9 protein-coding genes are annotated in these 11,032 nt (G+C 59.6%); 7 read left to right on the forward strand and 2 right to left on the reverse strand.

Annotated features, from left to right (window positions below):
* The first annotated feature begins 116 nt into the window (after nt 1-116).
* From SC1_RS20795 to SC1_RS20835, 7 genes are all read left to right on the forward strand, one after another.
* Nucleotides 117-1,778: a carboxylesterase/lipase family protein gene (locus tag SC1_RS20795; protein WP_238586816.1), complete on the forward strand. Its 1,662-nt coding sequence runs from the start codon at nt 117-119 to the stop codon at nt 1,776-1,778.
* Nucleotides 1,775-2,380: an RNA polymerase sigma factor gene (locus SC1_RS20800; protein WP_062186582.1), complete on the forward strand. Its 606-nt coding sequence runs from the start codon at nt 1,775-1,777 to the stop codon at nt 2,378-2,380. The genes SC1_RS20795 and SC1_RS20800 overlap by 4 nt, the downstream gene beginning before the upstream one ends.
* Nucleotides 2,346-3,311, forward strand: a complete 966-nt coding sequence (locus SC1_RS21675) for a FecR family protein (protein ID WP_193749240.1) — start codon at nt 2,346-2,348, stop codon at nt 3,309-3,311. The genes SC1_RS20800 and SC1_RS21675 overlap by 35 nt, the downstream gene beginning before the upstream one ends.
* Nucleotides 3,312-3,385: 74 nt before the next feature.
* Nucleotides 3,386-6,562, forward strand: coding sequence for a TonB-dependent receptor (locus tag SC1_RS20820; RefSeq protein WP_062186590.1), 3,177 nt, complete (start codon nt 3,386-3,388; stop codon nt 6,560-6,562).
* Nucleotides 6,559-7,062 (forward strand): hypothetical protein, encoded by a 504-nt coding sequence (locus SC1_RS20825; RefSeq protein ID WP_152682505.1) that lies wholly within the window; start codon nt 6,559-6,561, stop codon nt 7,060-7,062. The genes SC1_RS20820 and SC1_RS20825 overlap by 4 nt, the downstream gene beginning before the upstream one ends.
* Nucleotides 7,059-7,556, forward strand: coding sequence for an FKBP-type peptidyl-prolyl cis-trans isomerase (locus SC1_RS20830; RefSeq protein WP_062186594.1), 498 nt, complete (start codon nt 7,059-7,061; stop codon nt 7,554-7,556). Before SC1_RS20825 ends, SC1_RS20830 begins: the two co-directional genes overlap by 4 nt.
* A gap of 32 nt (nt 7,557-7,588) precedes the next feature.
* Nucleotides 7,589-9,526 carry a S9 family peptidase gene (locus tag SC1_RS20835; protein WP_238586817.1) on the forward strand — a complete coding sequence of 646 codons (1,938 nt, stop codon included), beginning with the start codon at nt 7,589-7,591 and terminating at the stop codon, nt 9,524-9,526.
* A gap of 397 nt (nt 9,527-9,923) precedes the next feature.
* Here the strand turns inward: SC1_RS20835 and SC1_RS22005 are convergent, their stop codons facing one another.
* Entirely contained in the window at nt 9,924-10,112 is a 189-nt protein-coding gene (locus SC1_RS22005) for a hypothetical protein (RefSeq protein WP_152682506.1), read from the reverse strand.
* A gap of 304 nt (nt 10,113-10,416) precedes the next feature.
* Nucleotides 10,417-10,854, reverse strand: coding sequence for a transposase (locus tag SC1_RS22010; RefSeq protein ID WP_152682507.1), 438 nt, complete (start codon nt 10,852-10,854; stop codon nt 10,417-10,419).
* Between the last annotated feature and the right edge of the window lie 178 nt (nt 10,855-11,032).

The raw sequence follows: 11,032 nt of genomic DNA on the forward strand, positions 1-11,032 counted from the left end.
TCGAACTAGGCGCTACATAGAAGCGCGCGCTCGATTGAAATCCTAGATAGGCATTACGGAAGCCGTCTCCTCATGCATCGATGCAAGGTGGAGCTTTAGCTGAGGGGGCATTCTTGATGATCGCGCGACGAAATGTCCTGCAGGCCGGTATATTTGGTTCTGCCTTTCCCTTACTCGATAGTTCGGTTGCAGTTGCGACAACCGGAACCGACCAAAAATCGGCCCAGGATCGCTTGGAGACGGGGATTATATACGACACACCTAGCGGCAGAGTGCGCGGTGTACGCAAGGGTGGTGTCCGGATCTTCCTCGGCCTCCCCTATGCTGGACCCCTTACCTCGGCACACAGGTTTTCTCCTGCGCCTCCTCTCGCGCCTTGGGCCGGAATAAGGAATGCGTATAATTATGGGCCGATCTGCCCAAGTGAAGAGCGTCAAGGCGATGAGAGCGCCGGTGAATGGCCATTCCTCCTTCAGCGCGGACCTGTAACGCTGGCGGGCGACGATTGCCTGCGGCTCAACATTTGGGCACTCGCTTCGGGTGATCGACCAAAGCCCGTGATGGTTTGGCTGCATGCCCAAGGATTCGGCGGCGGATCGAGCCAGCATTTCCTTGCGACGAACGGGGAAAATCTCGCGCGCGAGCAGGATGTCGTTGTCATTAGTCTGAATCATCGGGTGGGCGTATTTGGCTATGCCGATTTGTCGCAGGTTGCTGGCGGAGACGAGGATTCGGGAAACGTCGGCATGTTGGACATCATTGCCGCGCTCCGCTGGATACGGGATCATATTTCAAGTTTCGGCGGCGATCCTGATAATGTCACGATCTTCGGCCAGTCGGGTGGCGGGTTCAAGATCAGCGTCCTCTTGGCAATGCCTGCGGCGCAGGGCCTGTTTCACAAAGCGATAGTTCAAAGTGGCGCACGGCCCTTTGTGCATGATCGGGACAGTGGGGCGGCGCTTACGAAAGCATGGCTTGCGGCTTTGGGAGCGCCTGCCGCCAGTATTTCCGAGTTGCGCGCCATGCCGGTATCCCGGTTACTTGAGGCGGCCGGCAGGGCGGCCGCTACCATCCAGCGCAGCGCTGGTCGGCCGGCGGATTTTCATCCGCCCGCCTGGTATTGGCAACCCTTGGCGGGTGTGCCGAGTCTGCCGGATCAGCCCTTTGGTGACAAGGCGCCTGCATCATCGGCAAGTGTCGCGTTGCTGATCGGCCGCACGCATCACGAGTTTCCGCGAAGCGTCGACGCGCCGGAGAATGAAATGCTGAGCTGGGAACAGCTCGCAAAAAGCCTCTCCGCCGAGCTTGGGGCACGTACTGAGATCGCCATCGCTGCGGCTTGCGCTGACAATCCGGCAGCTTCGCCGGTTGAAATCGCAGCGATCTTGTCTGGACGACATTTCCAGATGGGCAGCGAACGCATGGCAAGGCTTCGCGAGGCGGCCGGCCAAGCGCCGACCTGGATGTATCGTTTTGATTGGAAAACCGGGTTGTTCGACAGTCGACCAAGGGCATATCACGGCGCCGACGTGCCCTTTGTCTTTGCCAACACTGACCTGTGCGACCAGGCGACTGGCGGCGGCGATCGCGCACGCCGTTTGTCGCGCGTGATGGCCAGCTGCTGGGCCCGGTTTGCTCGGACCGGAAATCCCAATGGTCCGGGCCTCCCGCATTGGCCGCCGTTTGCCGGATCGGCTCCGTCGACGATGATTTTCGATGATGATTGCCGCGTGCGCGCCAACCTCGAGCCGGCGCAGCGGCGATTGTTTCGGCCATGATCGACTTGGTCCACACCGACCGGGCTATATGGATATCGCGGCATGTGCTCCCACATGAGCGAGCCTTGCGCGGTTGGCTGGCCAAATATTCGGCCAGCGCCATAAACATCGACGACATTGTGCAAGAAAGTTACGCGGCAATCTTCGATCTTGCGACCGTTGATCATATTCGCAGGCCGCAAGCCTATTTGTTCGAAATCGCACGTTCAATCATATTGCAGCAACTCCGGCGGGCACGAATTGTCCCTATCCATAGCGTGGCCGACGTCGCCCTTCTCGACCGGCCTGACGATCAGCCCAGCCCGGAAGACATTGTGGCGGGCCGGCAAGAGTTGCGTCAGCTGGCGGACGCCGTCGCACAGCTCCCGCCACGCTGCGCGGAGGTTTTTCGGCTGCGAAAGATCGATGGTCTGTCACAGCGTGACACTGCAAGCGCGCTCGGTATCTCGGAGAATACCGTCGAAAAGCAGATAGGGAAAGCCATCCGCGTTCTGTCCGACATACTCGGACGTGGCGGAAAACAAAGGCTCGATGCATCTAAGGCGCGAAAAGGAAACAGGAAAGATAATGAAGGAACCCCGCGAGACCAGTTCGGCGATTGAGGCCGCCGCAATCGCCTGGGTTGCCAAGCTCGATCGCGGGCCGTTGTCGGACAACGATCGCGCCGCGCTCGGCCTTTGGTTGGGTGGCGATCCGCGTCGCCGCGGCGCCTTTGCCCGCGCGCAAGCCGTCATGGCATTCGCCGACCGGGCGCGGGCGCTTCGGCAACCTGACGTTCAAGGCGAAGCCCGACGGCAGTATTTGCGTTCGTGGTTTTCGATACGCGCGCGACGCTGGGCAGGTGGAGCGGTTGCCGCTTGCGTTGGCCTATTGATCGGCTGGGCAGCACTAACAAGTACTGAAACGATTGCAACGCAGCGCGGCGAAATCCGCATGGCCGTCTTGTCTGACGGTTCACGTGCAACGCTCGATACCAAGAGTAATCTTGTAGTGCGGTTTCAGCGTTCCCGCCGTGATGTTGAGCTGGTCGAAGGCACAGCGCTTTTTGACGTCGCGAAGGATCGCGAGCGTCCGTTCGTCGTTCACGCCGGGCCGATCGATGTGATTGCGGTCGGAACAAGCTTTAGCGTGACGCGCGACAGGAGCAGGGAGGCTGTTGTAACGGTCCGCGAAGGGCGTGTTGCCATCCGCGACCGGAAAGGGCGGATAACCCATATGCTGACAGCCAATATGACAGCGAAAGCAGATGACGAGGCGGCGACGAGCGTAGCGAAATTGACGACAGAGGACGTGAATCGCGAACTCGCCTGGCGTTCGCACATGATTGCCCTCGATGGCGACACCTTGACCGAGGCGGCTGAAAAATTTGCCCGCTATGGCGGTCCGCCTATTGTGATCGCCGATAAAGCGGTCGGTTCGCGGACGCTTTCCGGCTGGTTCGCAGCCGACGATCCGCGCGGCTTCGCTCGCGCGGCCGCGTTGTCGCTTGGCGTACGCGCTCGCGAGAAGGAAAATTCGATCATCATCGAGTGAAGATATGGCGGAAGCTTCTGCGCCATGCATCGAGAGATGTATGGGTCGTGACTTGGCCCGCAAATGGGGGGCATATGGCGAAATATCAGACAGCTTTTCTGGCAGGCGCAGCAATTTCAGCAGTCGCGATTGTGGCGCCAGCGGCCGCACAGGAGCGCGATTTCAACATTCGCTCGCAGTCTGCGGCAACCGCCATTCCTGAGTTTGCGCGACAAGCCGGCATCCAGATCGTCGCTCCAGCGGATACGCTGGCCGGGGTAGTCACCCCGAGCATCCGCGGCTCGCGCGACATCAGGGTCGCCTTGGCTGAGCTGCTGCGGGGTAGCGGTCTTGAGATTGTGTCGGATAATGGCCGGGTCATCGTTTTGCGCCGTGTCCCACAGGGCTCGGCGGCGGAATTCTCCGCCGCCGAGCCCGAAGCGGAAATTATCGTGACGGGATCGCGGATACAGGGAGCAGGATCGGTAACCGCCGCGCCGGTGGCGCAGCTTCGAGGCGATTCGGTTGTCACGCGTAGCGGTAGCATTTCGATCGGGGACCAGCTGAGCCTTCTGCCTCAGTTCCGGACTTCGGGCACTCAGGCGGCATCGACAGCGCTAGGCACGCAAGCGCCAGGACAAGTCGGGATCAACCTTCTCGACTTGCGCGGCCTCGGGCCAACGCGAACGCTGGTTCTCCAAAATGGTCGTCGGCTGGTCTCGAGCACGCAGCAAATCTCGCAGCCTGACACCAACACGATCCCCGCGGAGTTGATCGACCGCGTCGATATTCTGACCGGCGGCGCGTCGAGCGTCTATGGCGCCGATGCAATCGCAGGGGTCGTTAATTTCGTTCTGAAGCAAGATTATGAGGGGCTGTCGCTCCATGGGCAAGCGGGGATCAGCGATCGAGGCGACGCAGGCGCTCGGACGATTGGCCTCGTCGCCGGGCATAACTTCGCAAGCGACAGAGCGAATGTGGCAATCGCGCTCGAATATGCGCAGCGCGACGGATTCCGATACACGGATCGCGAATTTTCCAATGGTCAGTCGGACTTTATCCAGAATCCGCTGGTCGCCCAGGCTGGTCAACCTTTGACCATCCCGATCAATGATATCCGCTTTTTGTCCTATTCCAACGGTGGAACGCTACCTTATGGTCCACCCTTCTATCGCTTTCAGCCAAACGGTACCCTCGCGCCAGCAAACACCGGGACCGCAAGCTATCCCAATCTCGGCATCAGCGACGGGGGCGATGGCTATGGTCCGATTGAAGCCGGCTCCTTGCTCCCGGACAATGAGCGCTTCTCGGGGACTTTGCTTGCGCATTTCGGCGTCACGGACGCGATCACCCTGTTCGGGCAAGCTGATGTTATCTGGCAGCGCTCATCCGCATTTAGCGGACCGCTCATACAGCAGTTCGTCTTTTCGAAAACCATTCCCTATCTTTCATCGCAGGCGTTGGGCGTGCTCAACGCTTATGGCCCGACGGCGGCTGGACCGGATTTTGTCGCCGTCCGAGCTCTTACCGACGTCGGAACCTTTGGTGAGCGCGATACGCGCGAGACCTATCGCGGCGTCATTGGGGCGAAGGGTGAGCTTAGCGACCATTTGCGATACGAACTTTCCTACAGCTACGGTCGGACGAACGTCGAGACCAATTTCTTCAACAATGTCATCATCCCGCGCACGACCTTGGCCGCGGATGCGGTCATCGACACGGCTGGCGTGCTTGGCACCGTCGGTGCGATTGTTTGCCGGTCCCGCCTGAATGCGCCCACGAGCACAAACCCTGATATTGCCGGCTGTGTGCCCGCCAATTTCTTTGGAAATGGCGCCGTCACCCCGGCAGCGCGCGATTATCTGGCGATTACAACCACGTCTCGGGGCAGATTGCAGCAACATCTTGCCGGGGGCTTTCTCGCTGGTGACACGGGGGGATTTCTAACTTTGCCGGGCGGCGCGATTGGGTTTGTCGTTGGCGCCGAGTTTCGCCGGGAATCGACCCGCTATACACCTGATCCCCGTGACACGCTCGGTCGGACACAGTCCGGCGGGGCCGGTGTCGCAGGTTCGGTCGAAGTGGTCGAGGCTTATGGCGAGCTCAAAATTCCCGTTTTGGCTGACGTTCCTTTTGCCAGGCGGCTCGAATTAGGTGTTTCGGGGCGCCTCAGCGATTATAACTTGTCGAGGGTCGGAACCACGACATCCTGGGGTGTGAGCGCCTTATATCAGCCGGTGCGCGATGTGACGCTTCGCGGATCCTATCAGCGAGCCGTGCGCGCGCCCAATGTCACGGAGCTGTTTCAACCCACGCTGACCGGAACGACGCAGATCACCGATCCTTGTGATGCGCGTTTCATTGCGCAGGGTACATCTACTCGGCGCGCCAATTGTGCGGCCCTCGGCATCCCCACGAATTTTCAGACGCCGACCATTCCGATCACAATCGCTACCGTCACGAGCGGGAACCCCGATCTCGATGTCGAGCGGGGTACCACCTACAGCTTTGGTGCGGTCCTGCAGCCAAGCTTCATCCCGCGTTTCAGCCTGTCGGTCGATTATTACAACATTGAACTCAAGGGAGCGATTGCGGGCGTGAATAGCACGACGATCAGCCCATTCCGCGTGCCGTCGCAATGCGTGGACGCGCCGACCCTCGACAATCCCTTTTGCCCGCTCGTGGAGCGCGACGCGGGGTTCAACATTACGCGCGTCACGCAATATCCGATCAATCTGACGCGGTTGACGGCGTCGGGCATCGATGCTGACTTGAGCTATCGGATGCCATTATCGAGCGATGCAGGTATTTCGTTTCGTGGCCTCGCAAGTTATGTGATCAAGCGTGACGACTATCGCTCACCGGCTCTTCCCGACTTCCGCACGCAAATCGTCGAAACCCCGAGTTCGCCCCGGTTTCAAGCAACTTTGGCAACCACGCTAACGCTGGGGCCGGTGGAATTAACCCATCGAGCCCGGTATTTCTCGAGCGTATATTACAAGAATGATGACGTTGCCTTCTTTGAAAGTGTGAACGGCGCGGCACCCTTAAATGTCAATCGCCGTGCACCGGGTTGGGTGAAGACCGGCTCCTACAACTATCACGACCTTCGGCTTGGCTTTGATTTTGGCGAGGGACGCAGCTTCTATCTCGGCGTCGACAATCTTGCCGACAAAAAACCACCCTTCAGCATATACGGTGCTGGCTTCGGCGGTGCCCAGTTCGATAGCGTGGGTCGGCTGTTCTATGCCGGTTTCAGGGTGGCGATGTGATCACCGCGCTATTGTTGGCGGCAGCTTCGCCGGCCGTGCCCGACTGGTCGGGGCATTGGGAGGGGACGCTCATCAACTTCCCCGAACGGGGGCGCGCTCCGCCCATAACGATCAGTCGGGACATCGGGCCTTGGCCGACGCAGGACGCGACCTGCACGCCTTTTGTGACGACTTATCGTGAGGCTGGCGTAGTAAAGGGGGTCAAGGACTACAAGCTTTGTCGCGGAACGGGCGCCGACGATCTTTACATCGACGAAGGTGCGGTGCCCGAAGGTCCGGACGTTCGCCTCCCTGCGCGCCTTTTCGGCGACACGCTCGTCAGTATCTTCAAATATCGCGACCTTTTGCTTCTCGTATCGACGCGAACGGTGGGCGGCATCATGACCGAGGATATCGTCACTGCGAAGGACGTGCCCACCGGTGATGCCGTCGTGCAATTGAATGGCCGGTCGCTGCAGCGCCTCGAGTTTCGGCGTAGCGAGAAGGGTGACGCCCCATGATCGGTGTCGGGCAGGCCCACCGCTTCAGGGGCTCGACCAAGGCGGCCGTGATGCTGGCCGCCATCGGTTGTGCCGGCACTTCTCAGCCATTCGCGCTTGCCAAAGAGTCGAACTCTACCGCATTTCTTGAGCGTAACGCCCGCAAGCAAGGCGTCGTCGTGCTCCCCGGGATTCAATACAGGATTCTGGCATCGGGATCACAGGATGGCGAACATCCAAAACTGTCCGGTAATGTGACCGTTCATTATGAAGGCAGCTTGCCCTCCGGCGAAGTTTTCGACTCCTCTTTCGCGCGGGGTGGCCCGGATACATTTAAGGGGCGTGAAGTAATTCCGGGATGGCAAGTTGCTCTCAGGTTGATGCGCCCCGGCGATGAATGGATGGTCTATATCCCGGCGGAGCTTGCCTATGGGGCAAAAGGTGCGGGGCCGATTCCCCCTGACAGTGCGCTCATATTTCGCATTCGTCTGATGTCTGCGGCTGCGGAGCAATGATTGCTCCACCATTCCTCCGCAGTTTGGGTGCTGTGCTGCTTGCGCTTGGAGTCTCGGCCCCCGCACTCGGCATTTCGCAGCAGTCCAGGTCGCCGGGGCCCGATATTCAACAGGTGGGCGCGGCGCGCCTGGAGCATCTGCCTCTGATTACAGAGGCAGATCTCGAAGCTGCTCGCGAATATGAATCGCTTCGCGGCGTCAGCCTGCTCGATTGGTTTGACGACGGCTCCTTGCTCATCCACGCGCGAGACGGCGCGGTGAACCAGCTTTTTCGCTTGGCTGCGCCCAAAGGAATGCGGCAGCAGCTTACCACCGCGGCTGATCCCCCTGTTATTGGCTTTCCCCTGGCGGGCGGCGGGTTCGCCTACATCCGCGATGCGGCGGGAGACGAATGGTACGAAGTCTTGCTCGCTGGAATTGGTGCGGCCCCGCTGCGGATCAGCGAGCCCGATACGCGAAATCTTCTGACAGCGGTCAGTCCCGACCGACGGCATGTAGCTTGGGCGAGTGTCGCACGCGGTTCCGCCGAACATACGGTCGTTGTTGTCGATGCGTCCAAGCTCGACACGCAAAAGCGCGTCTACAAGGACGTCGGCTCAGCCTTTCCGGCGGCTTTTTCGAACGATGGCAATCGCCTCATTGTCTCGCGCCAAATAGCGCCAACCGAACGCTCGATGGTACTGGTCGATCTGGTCACGGGGACGGCAACGCCGCTCGCCGGCGAGCAAGGCGCGATGCTCCGCGATCCTCAATTTCTTCCCGATGACCAATCGATAATTTATGTTAGCGATGCGGGATCTGATGCGATGCGGCTGGTCAGTCTTGACCTGCGGAGCGGCAAGCAGCGCGACCTTACGCGGCGCAGCGGATGGAATGTCGAGCTATTCGACTTGGCGCCTGATGGGAGATCGGTAGCCTATACTGTCAACGCCGACGGCTATTCCGAGCTTTATCTGATCGATCTTGCAAGCGGTCGCGTGCATCGTGGCCCGAAACTGCCACGCGGCGTGATCTCTTCCTTGCGCTATTCTCCCGACGGCAGTCGAATCGCCTTCGGGCTCGCGACGGCGACGTCGCCTGGCGATGTGTGGGTCTTGAAGCTCGCAGGCCGAAAGCTCGAACGCTGGACAATGCCGGGCTCGGAAATCGCGTCGACGGATGGGTTTATCGAACCAAAGCTGATCCGATTCCGGTCATTCGACGGTCTCCAAATTCCGGCATTTTTATATCGTCCCGAGGCCGCAGAGGCGAACGTACGATTACCGGTCATCATCGACTTCCACGGCGGTCCGGAGGATCAAGCTAGGCCCGTTTACAGGCGCGACCTCCAATATTATGCTCGGTCGCTCGGCGCGGCTGTCATTCAGCCCAATGTTCGGGGAAGCGCAGGCTATGGCAAGCGCTTCATGAGCCTGGACAACGGAAGTAAGCGCGAGGACGCGGTTCGCGATGTCGGCGCATTGCTTGATTGGATTGCCAGTCAAAGCGATCTCGACCCGAAGCGCGTAATTGTGTCCGGCGGTTCCTATGGCGGCTATCTCACTCTTGCCAGCCTGATCCATTATCCGGATCGCCTTGCCGGCGGGGCCGATGCCTATGGTGTATCCAATTTCATAACGTTTCTCGAGAGTACGGCCGAGTATCGACGGGCACTCCGGCGGCCTGAATATGGCGACGAGCGTGATGCGGAAATGCGGAAATTTCTACAGGCGATTTCTCCGCTCACGAACGTGGAGCTTATGCAAAAGCCATTGCTTGTGATGCAAGGGGCCAATGATCCGCGGGTCCCGCGATCGGAATCAGATCAAATCGTCTCGGCATTGCGGGCGCGAGGAATTCATGCGCCATACATCCTGTTCGAGGACGAAGGTCACGGCTTCCGCAAAGAAGCCAATCAGGCGCTTCATATCGCCGCGCAAGCGGCATTCATGGCCAAGTTATTCTCAACAGTTCATGACGGTGCCAGATAGGCTAGGTGCGACTGGCTATCAGGGAGTCTGCGTCGGCGAGTTGATCACCGATAATCTGCCGCGCGCGATGCTTCTTGCTCAGTATTCATAATCTTCTCCGTCAGGCGAGGAGATCGGGGTCGCGTTTGACCGTCCCTTCTATCCACCCGTTTTCGAGGCAATCGTGGCCTTGCACGCAGCGGCATCGAAAAGCGCGCAAAGTTAGCGGCGCGGTCCATCTTGTGATGACAGGTGAGGGCGATAAGCTGGCATGATATTAGCCGGCCGGACCGTTCGTGGGCGCGCGGCATCGATCTTGTCATCAGCGCAAGCCTTCTGCGGGAGTCTCACGCTCAACCTGTTCAAGGACAAGTGGCAAGGCGGGCTGGCCGCACCCGCTGCAAGCTTTGCTGTGGGGTTACGGTACTTGGCGTTTCGCCGAAGCGGCCTTCCAGCGCGCGGCCTCGACGACCGTCTGCACTTCGCCAAGAAACGAAAGGCGCTCGTCGTCTTTCTCGCGTACCGCGATGACGATCGCATCGACGACCTTTTGCGACGCCTGATCACCGACAGCGTCGATCAGCAACCTTGCAGCTCGTTTGGCCATAAGTCCTCCTGTGCCTCCGGATAGCTCGAAGCGGTTACGGAAGCGATAATCCCTGCTTTACCGTCTCTTAGGGGAGCCGCGACCGAGGTCGAGGCGCCTGCTGGTCAGGCGGGCGGGGCGTTCCCGGTCATTACGCGATACCGCGTGGTTTCCCAGTCGGCGAAGCGCCACAAGCGTGGCTCATCACGGGCGACAATGCACTAACAATCCACCCGGGCCACTCGGTGGGGGCCGGTCATAACCAGGCGCAGGGTCGCCTTGCGCCGGCATGGTCATGGAACGTTTACGAGGACACGAGGCCAAGTTAAGAGGTTTCATAGCGCAGCGCAGCCTTGCTTGAGAACTTCTCAGCAAATTTGGAGGTCAGGGCCGTCGCTGTGAGCGCACTGCTAGTCCGCTGTCTGCAGACCATGTCCCCTAAATTCTGGTGTTGTCGTCCGGACAATCCATTGATCGTCCACCATTGATCTTGCGAGGTTCGATGACTGCCTCTGTATCGCTTATCCAAACTGGGCCGATCGCACGCATCGAAATCGATAATCCGTGCCTCATATGCCTGGATCAGATCTGACGCCCGCGTATCTTCATCGAGGGCACCGGCCTCGTACTTCTCCACCCAGACGCGGATAAGCTGCCGGGAAATCTCATGGCGCTTGGCAAGGCCGTGAAGCGTCTCTCCGCTGAGAAACTTCTGCGCGACCTGACGCTTGAACTCGACGCTATGGGATCGGTGTCTTGCCATGGGCACTTCTCCAAAAGCCCGGCCAGCCGGTCAATCCAACTATGCTCCCTGTCCGGCCCAAGGGGCCCACTCCAGATCGGGGGCCCCTTTTGAACGCCGTTTGACATTCCAGCGACCGGCGATGCGTGCGTCACACACTATCACACAAAAAATAGGCTGAAGACATCTGTGTATTGAC

It is taken from the genome of Sphingopyxis sp. C-1, from assembly GCF_001047015.1.
Taxonomy (GTDB): Bacteria; Pseudomonadota; Alphaproteobacteria; order Sphingomonadales; family Sphingomonadaceae; genus Sphingopyxis.

What these genes read in the sequence shown, in the direction of transcription:
- SC1_RS20795 (WP_238586816.1), top strand. Translation starts at nt 117, where the DNA reads ATGATCGCGCGACGAAATGTCCTGCAGGCCGGTATATTTGGTTCTGCC.
- SC1_RS20800 (WP_062186582.1), top strand. Translation starts at nt 1,775, where the DNA reads ATGATCGACTTGGTCCACACCGACCGGGCTATATGGATATCGCGGCAT.
- SC1_RS21675 (WP_193749240.1), top strand. Translation starts at nt 2,346, where the DNA reads ATGAAGGAACCCCGCGAGACCAGTTCGGCGATTGAGGCCGCCGCAATC.
- SC1_RS20820 (WP_062186590.1), top strand. Translation starts at nt 3,386, where the DNA reads ATGGCGAAATATCAGACAGCTTTTCTGGCAGGCGCAGCAATTTCAGCA.
- SC1_RS20830 (WP_062186594.1), top strand. Translation starts at nt 7,059, where the DNA reads ATGATCGGTGTCGGGCAGGCCCACCGCTTCAGGGGCTCGACCAAGGCG.
- SC1_RS22005 (WP_152682506.1), bottom strand. Translation starts at nt 10,112, where the DNA reads ATGGCCAAACGAGCTGCAAGGTTGCTGATCGACGCTGTCGGTGATCAG.
- SC1_RS22010 (WP_152682507.1), bottom strand. Translation starts at nt 10,854, where the DNA reads ATGGCAAGACACCGATCCCATAGCGTCGAGTTCAAGCGTCAGGTCGCG.